Consider the following 14815-nt stretch of genomic DNA (forward strand, 5'->3'; position numbering starts at 1 on the left):
CCATGGCAAGGTTCTTCATCGATCGTCCCATCTTCGCGTGGGTGATCGCCATCATCGTGATGCTGGCCGGCGCGCTGTCCATGCTGCGCCTGCCGGTGTCGCAATACCCGGTGATCGCGCCGCCGCAGGTAACGATCAACGCCAGCTACCCCGGCGCTTCCGCGCAGGCGGCGGAAGACTCGGTGACGCAGATCATCGAGCAGAACATGAAAGGCCTGGATGGCCTGATCTACATGTCCGCCACCAGCGACTCGGATGGCCAGGTGCAGGTGACGCTCACCTTCGAAAACGGCACCAACCCCGACATCGCCCAGGTGCAGGTGCAGAACAAGCTGCAGCTGGCCACGCCGCTGCTGCCGCAGATCGTGCAGCAGCAGGGCATCAACGTGGTCAAGTCCAACTCGGGCTTCCTGATGGTGGTGGGCTTCGTCTCCGAAGATGGCCGCCTGGATGGCGATGACATCTCCGACTTCGTCACCGCGCAACTGGTCGACCCGCTCAGCCGCGTGGCGGGCGTGGGCAATATCGAAGTGTTCGGTTCCAAGTACGCCATGCGCGTGTGGCTGGATCCGAACAAGCTCGATACCTACAAGCTGACGCCAACCGAAGTGGTGGCGGCGCTGCGTGCGCAGAACCAGCAGGTGGCGGTCGGCCAGATCGGCGGCAACCCGGCGGTGAAGGGCCAGCAGATCAATGCCTCGGTGATCGCGCAGCAACGCCTGCAGACGCCGGAGCAGTTCCGCAACATCGTGATCCGCAGCAACACCGACGGTTCGGTGCTGACGCTGGGCGACGTGGCGCGCGTCGAGTTGGGCCTGCAGGACTACGGCTTCACCAGCAAGTACAACGGCAAGTCGGCCACCGGCATCGCCATCTCGCTGACCTCCGGCGCGAACGCACTCGCCACGGCCGAGCGCGTCAAGGCGGCGCTCAAGCAGATGGAGCCGTCGTTTCCGCGCGGCGTGAAGTCGGTGATCGCGTTCGACACCACGCCGTTCGTGAGGGTGTCGATCGAGGGCGTGATCAAGACGCTGCTCGAAGCGATCGTGCTGGTGTTCCTGGTGATGTACCTGTTCCTGCAGAATTTCCGCGCCACGCTGATCCCGACGATCGCGGTGCCGGTGGTGCTGCTTGGCACGTTCGGCGTACTCGGGGCGATGGGCTACTCGATCAACATGCTGACCATGTTCGCCATGGTGCTGGCGATCGGCTTGCTGGTGGACGATGCCATCGTGGTGGTGGAGAACGTCGAACGCGTGATGAGCGAAGAGGGCTTGTCGCCGCTGGAAGCCACGCGCAAGTCGATGTCGCAGATCACCGGCGCACTGGTGGGCATTGCGCTGGTGCTGTCGGCGGTATTCGTGCCGATGGCGTTCCTGAGCGGTTCCACGGGCGTGATCTACCGGCAATTCTCGGTGACCATCGTATCGTCGATGGCCTTGTCGGTGATGGTGGCGATCGTGCTGACGCCGGCGTTGTGCGCCACCTTGCTCAAGCCGATCGCCAAGGGTCATCACGCCTCCGATCGCGGCTTCTTCGGCTGGTTCAATCGTCGCTTCGACCAGGGCACGCGCAAGTACCAGGGCATCGTGGGCGGGATCATCGCGCGCGGCCGACGCTTCCTGCTCGTGTTCCTGGCGATGAGCGCGGCGATGGTGGTGGTGTTCCTGCGCCTGCCGACCTCGTTCCTGCCGATGGAAGACCAGGGCTTCGTGTTCGCCATGGTGCAGGGGCCCGTGGGCGCGACCACGGAGCGCACCAGCCATGTGATGGATCGCGTGGAGAAGCAGTTCCTGGACGATCCGGCGGTTGAGTCGCTGTTTTCCGTGCAGGGCTTCAGCTTCGCCGGCGGCGGCCAGAACGCGGCAATGGCCTTCGTGCAGCTGAAGGACTGGAGCGTGCGTCACGCCAGCGATCTCAGCCTGGACGCGGTCACCGGCCGCGCGATGGGCGCCTTCAGTCAGTACAAGGATGCGATGGTGTTCGCCTTTGCGCCGCCGGCGGTGCCGGAGCTGGGCAACTCGGCGGGCTTCGACTTCTACCTGAAGGACAACGCCGGCCTGGGCCACGAAGCGCTGGTCAAGGCGCGCAATCAGTTTCTGCAGGCGGCCGGTCAGAGCAAGCTGCTGGCCAATGTGCGTGCCAACGGCCAGGACGATACGCCTCAGTTCCGCATCGACGTGGATTACAAGAAGGCCGCGGCACAGGGGCTTTCCATCGGCGAACTCAACGACACGCTGACCATGGCCTGGGGCGGACAGTACATCGACGACTTCATGGACCGCGGACGCGTGAAGCGCGTGTTCGTGCAGGCCGACGCGCCGTTCCGCATGGCGCCAGAAGACTTCGAGAAGTGGTCGGTGCGCAATGCGGCCGGTGCGATGGTGCCGTTCCGTGCCTTCGCGAGCACGCGCTGGGATTTCGGTTCGCCGCGCCTGGAGCGCTACAACGGGGTCTCCGCCATGCAGATCAACGGCGAGGCGGCGCCGGGTGTGAGCTCGGGCGATGCCATGGCCGAGGTGGAGAAACTGGTGGCACAGCTGCCGGCCGGCATCGGCCTGGAATGGACCGGCCAGTCGTACCAGGAGCGCGAAGCCGGTGCCCAGGCGCCAATGCTCTACATATTGTCGGTGCTGGTGGTGTTCCTGTGCCTGGCGGCGCTGTACGAGAGCTGGTCGATTCCTACCGCCGTGCTGATGGTGGCGCCGTTGGGCATTCTCGGCACGGTGCTGGCGGCGTATTTCAGGGGACTGGATCGCGACGTGTATTTCCAGGTGGCGATGCTCACCACGGTGGGCTTGTCGAGCAAGAACGCGATCCTGATCGTGGAGTTCGCCAAGGAGAACATCGAGAAGGGCATGGCCGTGCTCGATGCCACCTTGCTGGCGGTGCGCATGCGCTTGCGCCCGATTCTGATGACGTCGCTGGCGTTCGGCCTGGGCGTGTTGCCGCTGGCGCTGGCCAGCGGCGCGGGTTCCGGCGCGCAGCGCGCGATCGGCACCGGCGTGCTGGGCGGCATGGTCGCCGGCACCGCGCTGGGACTGTTCTTCGTGCCGCTGTTCTTCGTGGTGGTGCGGCGTTGGTTCGGCAAGCGAAAGGCCGTGGGCGAGAGGATGCCGGCGGTGGGAGAGGCAACTCATGAGTAAGGCCATCCTGACTGCCTGCGGTGCGGCGCTCGCGCTTGCCTTGGGCGGGTGCGTGAACATGGCGCCGAAACTTCCGGCGGCGCAGCCGGCGATTCCCGTGGCCTGGGCGCTGCCGGCAGACAGCGCCGGGCAGGGCAGCGCCGCGGAGATCGGCTGGCGCCAGTTCTATACGGATGCACGGCTGGTCCAGCTGATCGAGCTTGCATTGCAAAACAACCGTGACCTGCGCGTGGCGGTGCTCAACGTGGAGAAGGCGCGTTCGCTGTATCGCGTGCAGCGCGCCGATCGGCTGCCGTCGGTGGGCGTCACCGCACAGCAGCAGCGCGTCGGCGGCAGTGGCGGCGCCCAGCAGGTGGGGCCGGAGTACAGCGTGAACCTGGGCGTCACCGACTTCGAGCTGGATCTGTTCGGGCGCGTGCGTTCGCTCAGCACCGGTGCACTGGAGCGTTATCTCGCCCAGGGCGAAGCCGGTCGCAGCACGCAGCTGAGCCTGATCGCCGAGGTGGCGAACGCGTGGCTGACGCTGGCGGCGGACCAGGAGTCGCTCAAGGTGGCCAAGGCCACGCGGGAGAACCAGGAGGCATCGTTCAAGCTCACCCAGCAACGCCATGTGCTGGGCGGCGCCTCCAGCCTCGACGTGAGCCAGGCGCAGACCACGGTGGAAAGCGCGCGTGCCGACATGGCGCGCTATGCGGGGCAGGTAGCGCAGGACACCAACGCGCTGCGCCTGCTGATCGGCGGGCCGTTCGATGAGGCGCTGCTGCCCGCGGGGCTGGACGATCGCGTGACCATGCTCGGCGGCCTGCCGGCGGGCTTGCCGTCGGACGTGCTGCTGCGCCGGCCGGATATCCGCCAGGCGGAGCATCTCCTGCGCGCGGCCAATGCCGACATTGGTGCGGCGCGTGCGGCGTTCTTCCCGTCCATCCGCCTCACCGGCAGCATCGGTACGGCAAGCAATGAGCTGTCCGGCCTGTTCGACGGCGGTACGCGCGTGTGGAGCTTCACGCCTCAGATCAACCTGCCGATCTTCCAGGGCGGTCGTCTGCGCGCGCAGCTGGCCGGTGCCAAGACCGACCAGCAGATCGCACTGGCGCAGTACGAGAAGGCGATCCAGGCGGGCTTCCGCGAAGTGGCGGATGCGCTGGCGCTCACCGGCACCCTCGCCGAGCAGCGCCTGGCGCAGGAGTCGCTGGTGGGCGCGGCGGCACGCGCGGACGAGCTCTCCCGGGCGCGCTACAGGGCCGGCAAGGACAGCTACCTGGTGGCGCTGGACGCGCAGCGTGCGCTGTACGCCGCGCAGCAGCAGCTGATCGCCACGCGGCTGTCCGAGCAGACCAACCGGATTACTTTGTATAAAGTGCTCGGAGGTGGTTGGACCGAACGTAGCCCATGACCCGAGCAGAGAAACCCGACGAAGCAGCCCTCAGTCCGCGCGTGCGGGAGCAGCGCGAGCGCATCCTGGTCGCCGCGCAGCACTGCTTCGTCAAGTACGGTTTCCACGCCGCGAGCATGGCCAACATCGCCGAGGCGGCCGGCATGAGCGCCGGGCTGATCTATCGCTACTTTCCCAATAAGAACGCCATCGTGCTGGCCATCATCGAGCGCCAGAGCGAGATCGAGCTGGAGGACATCCGCGCGCTCAGCGCTTCGATGGATCCGGTCGAGGCGCTGATGGAGTGCTTCGTGGAATGGAGCCGGCCGAGGCCGGACATGCGCATCATGAACGCCGCGCTGTTCCTGGAGACCAGCGCCTTGGCCACCCGCGACAAGCAGGTGGCCAAGGCGATCCACCATGCCGACGAGCTGGCCTGTACCGAGTTCGTGCAGTGGCTGGAGAAGCCCGCGGAGCAGGGCGGCATCGGGATGTCGTCCTCGATCAGCGAGCGCCGCTCGCTGGCGCTGATGCTGCTGATCGAGGGCCTGGCCGTGCGGGCCGCGCGCGATCCGAAGCTGGACGTGCAGCTCCTGCGCGAAGCGTTGGCGGAGATGGTGCCGCGCCTGATGGGCGAGTAGGGCGAAGGTGCTTGCCGGCCCGGCCGGCGCGGCTCAAGCTTGGCCCTTTCCACCGAGGAGCCACGCCGTGGATTGGGTCGACCTGCGCAGCGATACCGTGACCAAGCCCACCCGCGCGATGCGCGAGGCCATGCTGCTGGCCGAGGTGGGCGACGATGTCTACGGGGAAGACCCCACGGTCAATGCCTTGCAGGCGAAGCTGGCGGCGGAACTTGGCTTCGAGGCAGGGCTGTTCGTGCCCACCGGAACGCAGTCGAACCTGCTCGCGCTGATGTCGCATTGCGAGCGCGGCGACGAATACCTGGTGGGCGCGGATGCGCATACCTACAAGTTCGAGGGCGGCGGCGCGGCGGTGCTGGGTTCGATCCAGCCGCAGCCGATTCCGCACGATGTAGACGGCACCTTGCCGCTGGAGAAGCTGGCGGCGGCGATCAAGCCGATCGACCCGCATTTCGCGCGCACCAAGTTGCTGGCACTGGAAAACACCTGGCACGGACGTGCCCTGCCGCTCGATTACCTGCACGCCGCGCAGAAGTTCGCACGCGAACGCGGGCTGGGTTTCCACCTGGATGGTGCGCGCCTGTTCAACGCCGCCGTTGCGAGCGGCGTGCACGCGCGCGAGATCGCCGGCCTGTTCGATACGGTGTCGGTCTGCCTGTCGAAGGGGCTGGGTGCGCCGGTCGGCTCGGTGCTACTCGGCCCGGGCGCATTGATCGAAAAAGCGCGGCGCTGGCGCAAGGTGGCCGGCGGCGGCTGGCGCCAGGCGGGAATGCTTGCGGCGGCAGGCATGCATGCGCTGGAGCATCACGTGGCGCGATTGGCCGACGACCATGCGCGCGCCGCGACGCTGGCGGCGAGGCTCGGCGATATCCGCGGCGTCAAGTTGCTGGGCCATCACACCAACATGGTGTTCGTCGACGTGCCGGCGGACCGGTTGCGCGAACTCGATGCGCACCTGCGCGAGCGGCAGGTGCGCATCAGCATCGGCTACCTGCCGACGCTGCGCCTGGTGACGCATCTGGACATCGATGACGAGGGCGTCGAGCGCACGGTGGACGCCATGCGCACCTTCTTCGCGCGCTGAGGCTGGTCTGGCCGGGGCGAGCCGCAGGCGTCCCTGACCTGTGCGCGAGCGTCAGGCCACGGGCTTATCGAAGCGCTTGATGAAGTCGCGCACCTGCGGATACACGACTTCACGCCAGCGGCGGCCGCTGAAGATGCCGTAGTGGCCGGCGCCCTCGATCACCTTGTGCGCGCGGCGCTCATCCGGGATGCCGCTGCACAGTGTGTGCGCGGCCTCGGTCTGGCCCAGGCCGGAGATGTCGTCCAGTTCGCCTTCTACGGTGAGCAGGGCGCTCTGCGTGATGGCCGAGGGCGTGACGCGTTCGCCGTGCACGTCCCACAGGCCGCGCGGTAGCAGGGCCTGCTGGAATACGGTGTGGATGGTGTCGAGGTAGTACTCGGCCGGCATGTCCAGCACGGCGTTGTACTCGTCGTAGAACTTGCGGTGCGCTTCGGCGTCGTCGAGGTCGCCGCGCAGCAGGTTGAGGTAGAAGTCCCAGTGCGAGCTGAGGTGGCGGCCGGGGTTCATCGCCACGAAGCCGGCGTGCTGCAGGAAGCCCGGATACACCTCGCGGCCACGGCCGGGGTAGTTCGGCGGCACCGTGTGGATCACGTTGCCCTTGAACCAGCTCAGCGGCTGCGTGGTGGCGAGGTTGTTCACCCCGGTGGGATTGCTGCGCGGTTCGATCGGGCCGCCCATCATGGTGAGGCTGCGCGGCGTGGTCTCGCCGCGCGCCGCCATCAGCGACACCGCAGCCAGCACGGGCACGGTGGGCTGGCAGACCGAGACCACGTGCACGCGATGCGCGCCGATGTGGCGGATGAAGTCCTCGATGTATGTGACGTAGTCGTCCAGGTGGAACGCGCCCTCGCTCGCCGGCACCATGCGCGCGTCGACCCAGTCGGTGATGTACACCTTGTGGTCGCGCAGCAGCGTGCGGACGGTATCGCGCAACAGCGTGGCGTGGTGGCCCGACAGCGGCGCCACCACCAGTACGGAGGGTTCGTTCTTCAGGCGCTCGATGGTGTCCGGATCGTCGCTGAAGCGCTTGAAGCGTTTCAGTTCGCAGAACGGCTTGGCCAGTACCGTGCGTTCGACGATGGCGATCTCCTGCCCGTGCGACTCCACCTTGTGGATGTCGAAGGCGGGCTTCTCGTATTCCTTGCCCAGCCGGTGCATGAGCTCGTAGCCGGCGGCCAGGCGCTGCGCGCCGGGTACCTGGGCGAATGGGCTCGATGGATCGGTCAGCATCTTCGCGCTGGCATCGGCGTAGTGGCTGAGCGGACCGAGGATCGCGCGCTGCCATTCGTGAATCTGATAGAGCATGGCGGAGAAGCCGGGGGACGGAGAGGCGAGCATTCTACCCGCTCTCAGCCTTGCGTGCTGCGATGCCGCAGAAATGTTATGTCAGCGTAATCAGCTGCTTAACTCGACTGGTATGCGGCGCGAATCAGATTTTTCGGCAGACCAGCAGAATCTCGTCCACGCCGGCGGTGTCGCCCAGGCCGTCACGCCATTGCAGCGGCTTCTGCAGGCGCACGGCGATCGGCATGAAGACGCGGTTGTACCACCACATCGCACGCTCGCGCTGATGCGTGAGATACCACTGGCCCAGTTCCAGCAGGCGCGAGGATTTCGGCTGCATGCCATAGACGGCGCTGCGCTCGATGCGGAAGCCGTGGCCGGCCAGTCGCATCGCGATGTCATCCGGCTCGTAGCGGCGGCAATGGCCGACGAAGTCGTCGAACGGTGTCCACGCGGCGGCGTGCAGCGGCACGGACAGCAGCAGCGTCGCGGCCGGCGCGGCGACGCGGGCCAATTCCGCCAGGGCGGCCTCGTCGTCGGCGACGTGCTCCAGGATGTCGAAGGCGCAGACCAGATCGAACTGCGCGTCCGCGCAGGGCAGGGCGCCGATCATGCCGTGCACCGCGTCGGCACCGTGCAGGCGCAGCTTGCGCAGGGCGGCGGCACTGAGGTCGACGAAACAGGTGTCCTGCAGCGGGAGGCGGGGGCGCAGGCCCGGCGCGATCTCCAGCCGGCGCGGCGAAGCGGCGGCGAGTTCGCGCACCAGCGGCCAGGTGTTGAAGCGTTCCGGCGGCACCAGCCGCGCTTCGGCCCATAACGGTTCGTAGAAGCCGCGGTTGGCGGCGAGCAGGTCGGCGTCGCTGCGCGGCGCGGGCGCGAAGTGGGTGTGCATCGCCTAGTGTGGCGCCTGTCCGGCTGACATGCGTGTGAACCCTGGCGCGATTTCTTGCGTCAGGCGATGCGGCGCACTTCGGTACCGGCGAGCAGGTCGTGCAGCGCTCGCCGGCGCGGATTGCCCAGCGCCCAGGCAAACCAGATGGCCCATAGCAGCAAGGTGCCCCATACCGCGGCGGCCACGCCGAACAGCGGTGCCAACCCGAGCATCAGCAAGGGCGCGGCGCCGGCCAGCAGCCGGATGACGGCCTGCGGGAAACGCACCGGGCCGCCATCGAGGCGGACCAGGCGAAGCCGCCAGGGACGCATGCCCAGCGTCTGCCCGCCGCGCAGCCACGATGCGAGGAAGTAGGCCGACAGCACCAGTCCCTGCAGCGGCTGATACCACCACACCGTCTCGACGTGTCCCGCGGTGGTGATCAGCTGCCCGCCGGTGGCGCGCTGGCAGACGTAGCCGACGGTGGCGACGATGGCGATCACTGCCCACAGGTCGTAGAACAGCGCGAGCAGGCGACGCGGCAGCGTGGCGGGCATGGCATGGAAGGTGGCGGCTGAGGTGCTCGTGTTCATTCGTCGGCTTGCGTCCGGCGCGCGCTGTGCCAGCATCTCGCGCATGTCAGAGAAAGCCGCCAGTATCGCCGAAGCCGACCAGCGCAGCATCGCCGCCTTCCTGGAGCGCGTCTGGTCGGAAGATGGCCTGTCCGATCGCACCCTCGAGGCCTACCGCCGGGACCTGGAAGGCCTGGCGCGCTGGCTGGCCGCGCGCGGCCTGGGCCTGCACCAGGCGCGGCGGCAGCACCTTTCCGAGTACCACGGTACGCAGCCGGTGGCGGTGCGTTCGATGGCGCGCCGGCAATCCTCGTTCCGCCGTTTCTACGCATTCGTCGCGCGCAACGAACCGGGGTTCGAGGATCCGACCCTGCTGATCGAACGCCCGCGCATGCCGCGCAGCCTGCCCAAGGCGCTGGCCGAACGCGAGATCGAGGGCCTGCTGAATGCGCCGGACGTGGAAACCACCCTGGGCCTGCGCGACCGCGCGATGCTGGAGCTGATGTACGCCTCGGGCCTGCGCGTGTCCGAGCTGGTGGAGTTGCCGCTGGCCGCGCTCAATCTGCGCCAGGGCGTGCTGCGCGTTACCGGCAAGGGTGGCAAGGACCGGCTCGTACCGGTGGGCGAGCTGGCGCTGGAGCGCATCGAGGCCTACCTCGCCGAGGCCCGTCCGGTGCTGGCCAAGGGGCGGCAGCCTGCCGCGCTGTTCCTCAGCAAGCGTGGCGAGGGCATGACGCGGCAGATGTTCTGGACACTGATCAAGCGCTATGCGCAGCGGGTGGGCATCGTGTCCAAGCGCATTTCGCCGCACGTGCTGCGGCATTCGTTCGCCACTCACCTGCTCAACCACGGCGCGGACCTGCGCGCGCTGCAGATGCTGCTGGGGCACAGCGCGCTGAGCACCACGCAGATCTACACGCTGGTGGCGAAGGAAGGCCTGAAGCGGCTGCACGCACAGCACCACCCGCGCGGTTGAGACGCGTCCGACGGAGCGGTTAAGCCGGCTGTGCGAGAATCCGGCTCCCCGACACCATTCCGTGCCCGAACGGAAGCAGAGAGGTTTCGTGATGTTCAAGAAAGGATGGCTGGCCCTGAGCGCCAGCGTGGTGTGCGCCATGGCGTTCGCTCAGCCGGCCTTCGCCGCCGACGACGCGGCCAAGGGCGGTGCCGAGAACACAGTGCGCCAGGCGGTGCTCGGTCTGGCCAAGGTGCAGATCGACTCGATCCGGCCGGCGCCGATCCCGGGCTTCTACCAGGTGATCGCCTCGGGCCAGCTGGTCTACGTGAGCGCCGATGGCAAGTACATGCTCACCGGCAACCTGATTGATCTGGGCAGCAAGAAGGATCTTGGCGAATCCGTGTGGGCTGACTTCCGCAAGGCCGAGCTGGCCAAGCTGCCGGTGGCCGACCGCATCGTGTTCGCGCCGGCCAAGCCGCGCTACACGGTGAGCGTGTTCACCGACGTCAACTGCGGCTACTGCCGCGCGCTGCACCAGCACGTCGCGGACTTCAACAAGGCCGGTATCGCGCTGGAATACATCGCCTGGCCGCGCGAGGGCGTGACCTCCACCGGCGGCAACCCGACGCCGACCTACACCGAGATGGTCTCGGTCTGGTGCTCGGCCGACCGCAAGGCCGCCTTCACCGCCGCCAAGGAGGGCAAGCAGCCCAAGGGCGCCGCCTGCACCAATCCGGTGAAGGACGAGTTCGATCTGGGCGTGCGCCTGGGCGTGACCGGCACGCCGACCATCGTGGCCGAGGACGGCTCCGTGCTGGGCGGCTACATGACGCCGGACCAGTTGCTCAAGGCGCTGGACAAGCGCGGGATCAAGCCCTCCGGCGGCTGATCGCCCGGCCGATCACCCGGGTGTAAAGAGCGGAGCGGGCGCGGGGCGACCCCGCCCCGCCCGATGTTGTCCTGCAGCATGGGGTAGAATGCGCGTTTCTCCGCATAAGCTCCCGTTCCCCGCATGATCGCTCTCGACGGGCAGGCCGCCCTTTCGCCGTTCCGCCTCGAACGCCTCAATGCCCGCCTGGATGCCCTGCATCGCGGCGCGCGCGTGCAGGCTTCCTGGTTCGTCTACTTCATCGACGCCGATACCGCCCCGGAAGGCGAGCAGCGCCAGCGCCTGCTGGAAGTGCTGGAGGCCAAGGACAGCGCCACCGAGACCGTCTCCCTGTGGGTCGTGCCCCGCCTGGGCACCATTTCGCCCTGGTCGAGCAAGGCCACGGACATCCTGCATGGCGCCGGCTTCCCGGTGCGCCGCGTCGAGCGCGGCGTCGCCTACCAGATCGCCGGCCTGCCGGAACCGGGCGCGCCCGAATACGACGCCATGATGGCCGTGCTGTGCGATGCCATGACGCAGTCGGTCCTGCATCGCCTCGATGACGCCAAGGGTCTGTTCCTGGCCGGCAAGCCGGGCGACCTGGTGCACATCGCGCTGGGCACCGACCCGCGCGCCGCGCTGGCAAAGGCCAATGCCGAGCTCGGCCTGGCGCTGGCGGAGGACGAGATCGACTACCTCGCCGAGCGCTACGCCGAACTCGGCCGCGACCCGACCGACGCCGAACTCTTCATGTTCGCGCAGGCCAACTCCGAGCACTGCCGCCACAAGGTGTTCAACGCCAGCTGGACGCTGGATGGCCAGCCGCAGGAGAAGAGCCTGTTCGGCATGATCAAGAACACCCACCAGCATGCGCCCGCGTACACGCTGTCCGCCTACAAGGACAACGCCGCGGTGATCGAAGGCAGCGAGGGCCAGCGCTTCTTCGCCGACGCCGACGGCGTATGGCGCAAGCGCGGCGAGCGCATCGAGTACGCGATCAAGGTGGAGACGCACAACCATCCGACCGCCATCGCGCCCTGGCCGGGCGCGGCCACGGGTGCGGGCGGCGAGATCCGCGACGAAGGCGCTACCGGCCGCGGCGCCAAGCCGAAGGCCGGCCTTACCGGTTTCTCCGTTTCCGACCTGCGCATTCCCGGCCATCCGCAGCCGTGGGAAGTGGAGCGCCCGCTGCCGCCGCGCATGGCCAGCGCGTTCGAGATCATGCGCGACGGCCCGCTGGGTGCCGCCGCGTTCAACAACGAATTCGGCCGTCCGTGCCTGGGTGGCTATTTCCGTACGTACGAGCACGAGACTGGCGAAGCCGGCGTGCGCCGCGGCTACGACAAGCCGATCATGATCGCCGGCGGCCTGGCCAACATCCGCGCCGGCGACGTGCAGAAGCGCGAACTGCAGCCCGGCCACAAGGTGATCGTGCTGGGCGGCCCGGCCATGCTGATCGGCCTGGGCGGCGGCGCCGCCTCGTCGGTGGCATCGGGCACGTCGAGCGCGGAGCTGGACTTCGCTTCCGTGCAGCGCGACAACGCCGAGATGGAACGCCGCTGCCAGCAGGTGATCGACAGCTGCTGGGGCCTGGGCGAGCGCAATCCCATCGTCAGCGTGCATGACGTCGGCGCGGGCGGTCTCTCCAATGCGATCCCCGAGCTGCTCAACGACGCGGGCGTGGGCGGCACGATCGATCTCTCCAAGGTGCCGTGCGACGACCCGTCGCTGTCGCCGATGCAGGTGTGGAGCAACGAGTCGCAGGAGCGCTACGTGCTCGGCATCGCGCCGGAGAACCTCGCCGAGTTCGAAGCCTTCTGCGTGCGCGAGCGCTGCCCCTATGCCGTCGTGGGCGACGCCACCGAGGAGCGCCGCCTGGTGGTGCGCGATCCGCGCCGCGACCTCACCGTGATCGACCTGCCGATGGACGTGCTGTTCGGCAAGCCGCCGCGCATGCATCGTGACGCCAAGCGCGTGAAGCCGCGCATCGACCTGGTGCCGGATCTCTCCGGCATCAGCATGGACGAGGCGCTGCTGCGCGTGCTGCGCCTGCCCACCGTGGGCAGCAAGAGCTTCCTGATCACCATTGGCGACCGCACCGTCGGCGGCCTCAATCACCGCGACCCGATGGTCGGCCCCTGGCAGGTGCCGGTCGCCGACTGCGCCGTCACCATCGCCGACTTCGAAGGCTATGCGGGTGAAGCGATGGCGATGGCCGAGCGCGCTCCGGTGGCACTCCTCAACAGCGCCGACGCCGCGCGCCTGGCGGTGGGCGAAGCGATCACCAATCTGGCCGCCGCGCCGATCGCCTCGCTGGGCGAGGTGCGCCTGTCCGCCAACTGGATGGCGGCGGTGAACCACCCGGGCGAGGATGCTGCGCTGTTCGACGCGGTGAAGGCCGTCGGCATGGAACTGTGTCCCGCGCTGGACATCTCCATCCCGGTCGGCAAGGACTCGCTGTCCATGCAGACCGTGTGGAAAGACGGCGACCAGCCGCAGCGCACGATCGCGCCGGTGTCGCTGGTGATCACCGGCTTCGCCCGCGTGCACGACGTGCGCCGCACGCTGACGCCGCAGCTGCGCCTGGACCGCGGCGATTCCGACCTGTGGCTGCTCGACCTCGGCGACGGCCGCGACCGCCTCGGCGGTTCCGCGCTGACCCAGGTGTTCAACCGCGGCGGCGGCGTGCCGCCGGACCTGGATGACCCCAAGCGCCTGAAGGGTCTGTTCGACCTGGTGCAGGAAGCCAATGCGGCCGGCCTGCTGCTGGCGTACCACGACCGCTCCGACGGCGGCGTCATCGTCACCCTGCTGGAAATGGCCTTCGCCGGTCACTGCGGCCTGGAAATCCAGCTCGAAGGCTGGGCGGAAGCCGCGCTACGCTCGCTGTTCAACGAGGAACTCGGTGCGGTGGTCCAGGTGGCGCAGGCCAACCGCGAAGCCTTCGAGGCTCTGCTGGTGAAGCACGACCTGGCCGGCATGAGCTACCGCATCGGCCATCCGAAGGAAAAGCTCGGCATCAAGCTGTTCCACGGCGGCGAAAAACAGTTCGCCTGGAAGTGGACCGAGCTGTTCGCGGCGTGGAACGAAACCAGCCACCACATGCAGCGCCTGCGCGACAACCCGCTCAGCGCAGATGCGGAGCGCGAATGGCGCCTGGACGACGCCGATCCGGGCATCAGCCCCAAGCTCAGCTTCGACCCGGCCGAGGACGTGGCCGCGCCTTACATCGCGAAGGGCGCGCGCCCGCGCGTCGCGATCCTGCGCGAGCAGGGCGTCAACGGCCAGGTGGAAATGGCCGCCGCGTTCGATCGTGCCGGGTTCGAGGCGGTGGACGTCCATATGTCCGATCTCGCCAGTGGCCGCATCAAGCTGGCCGACTTCCGCGGCTTCGCCGCGTGCGGCGGCTTCTCCTACGGCGACGTGCTGGGAGCGGGCCGCGGCTGGGCCACCTCCATCATGTACAACGAGATGCTGCGTGCCGAGTTCACCGCATTCTTCGCGGACAGCACCCGGTTTGCGCTGGGCGTGTGCAATGGTTGCCAGATGCTGTCGCAGCTGAAGGACATCATCCCGGGCGCGCAGCATTGGCCGAAGTTCCTGCGCAACGCGTCCGAGCAGTACGAGGGCCGCGTGGCGATGCTGGAAGTGCTCGATTCGCCCAGCATCTTCTTCAAGGGCATGGCCGGCTCGCGCATTCCGGTGGCGGTGGCGCACGGCGAAGGCCGCGTGAGCTTCCCGCAGGTGTGCAGCCCGTCGAAAGCCGGCGGCGCCGTTCGTTTCGTCGACAACCGCGGCCGTCCGACCGAGCACTACCCGCTCAATCCCAACGGCTCGCCGGGCGGCCTGGCCGGCTTCACCGCGGCCGACGGTCGCGTGACGATCATGATGCCGCACCCCGAGCGCGTGTTCCGCACTGCGCAGATGAGCTGGCACCCGGATCACTGGGGCGAGGATTCGCCGTGGATGCGCATGTTCCGCAACGCCCGGGTCTGGTGCGGCTGACAGCCGATCGACCC

10 protein-coding genes are annotated in these 14815 nt (G+C 68.1%); 7 read left to right on the plus strand and 3 right to left on the minus strand.

Annotated elements, in window-relative coordinates; all coding sequences use genetic code 11:
• Positions 1-2 precede the first annotated feature (2 nt).
• From RKE25_RS05345 to ltaE, 4 genes are all read left to right on the plus strand, one after another.
• Entirely contained in the window at positions 3-3146 is a 3144-nt protein-coding gene (locus RKE25_RS05345) for an efflux RND transporter permease subunit (protein WP_311841222.1), read from the plus strand.
• Positions 3139-4539, plus strand: a complete 1401-nt coding sequence (locus RKE25_RS05350; protein WP_311841223.1) for an efflux transporter outer membrane subunit — start codon at positions 3139-3141, stop codon at positions 4537-4539. The genes RKE25_RS05345 and RKE25_RS05350 overlap by 8 nt, the downstream gene beginning before the upstream one ends.
• Positions 4536-5159: a helix-turn-helix domain-containing protein gene (locus RKE25_RS05355; protein WP_311841224.1), complete on the plus strand. Its 624-nt coding sequence runs from the start codon at positions 4536-4538 to the stop codon at positions 5157-5159. Before RKE25_RS05350 ends, RKE25_RS05355 begins: the two co-directional genes overlap by 4 nt.
• Positions 5160-5226: 67 nt before the next feature.
• On the plus strand, positions 5227-6243 hold the full coding sequence (ltaE, locus tag RKE25_RS05360) for a low-specificity L-threonine aldolase (RefSeq protein WP_311841225.1): 1017 nt from the start codon (positions 5227-5229) through the stop codon (positions 6241-6243).
• Positions 6244-6294: 51 nt separating this feature from the next.
• On the opposite strand, the gene phaZ is transcribed toward ltaE, so the two are convergent.
• The 3 genes from phaZ to RKE25_RS05375 form a co-directional block, all read right to left on the minus strand.
• Entirely contained in the window at positions 6295-7548 is a 1254-nt protein-coding gene (gene phaZ / locus RKE25_RS05365; RefSeq protein WP_311841226.1) for a polyhydroxyalkanoate depolymerase, read from the minus strand.
• A gap of 124 nt (positions 7549-7672) precedes the next feature.
• Positions 7673-8419 carry a class I SAM-dependent methyltransferase gene (locus RKE25_RS05370; protein ID WP_311841227.1) on the minus strand — a complete coding sequence of 249 codons (747 nt, stop codon included), beginning with the start codon at positions 8417-8419 and terminating at the stop codon, positions 7673-7675.
• A gap of 59 nt (positions 8420-8478) precedes the next feature.
• Positions 8479-8991, minus strand: a complete 513-nt coding sequence (locus RKE25_RS05375; protein WP_311841228.1) for an RDD family protein — start codon at positions 8989-8991, stop codon at positions 8479-8481.
• A gap of 43 nt (positions 8992-9034) precedes the next feature.
• Between RKE25_RS05375 and xerD the strand changes: the two genes are divergently transcribed.
• The 3 genes from xerD (at position 9035) to purL (ending at position 14801) form a co-directional block, all read left to right on the plus strand.
• Positions 9035-9946 (plus strand): site-specific tyrosine recombinase XerD, encoded by a 912-nt coding sequence (xerD, locus tag RKE25_RS05380; protein ID WP_311841229.1) that lies wholly within the window; start codon positions 9035-9037, stop codon positions 9944-9946.
• 91 nt (positions 9947-10037) lie between these two features.
• Positions 10038-10817, plus strand: a complete 780-nt coding sequence (locus tag RKE25_RS05385; protein WP_311841230.1) for a DsbC family protein — start codon at positions 10038-10040, stop codon at positions 10815-10817.
• A gap of 123 nt (positions 10818-10940) precedes the next feature.
• Positions 10941-14801 carry a phosphoribosylformylglycinamidine synthase gene (purL, locus tag RKE25_RS05390; protein ID WP_311841231.1) on the plus strand — a complete coding sequence of 1287 codons (3861 nt, stop codon included), beginning with the start codon at positions 10941-10943 and terminating at the stop codon, positions 14799-14801.
• The last annotated feature ends 14 nt before the right edge of the window (positions 14802-14815 follow it).

This window comes from Dyella sp. BiH032 (genome assembly GCF_031954525.1).
Lineage (GTDB): Bacteria > Pseudomonadota > Gammaproteobacteria > Xanthomonadales > Rhodanobacteraceae > Dyella_D.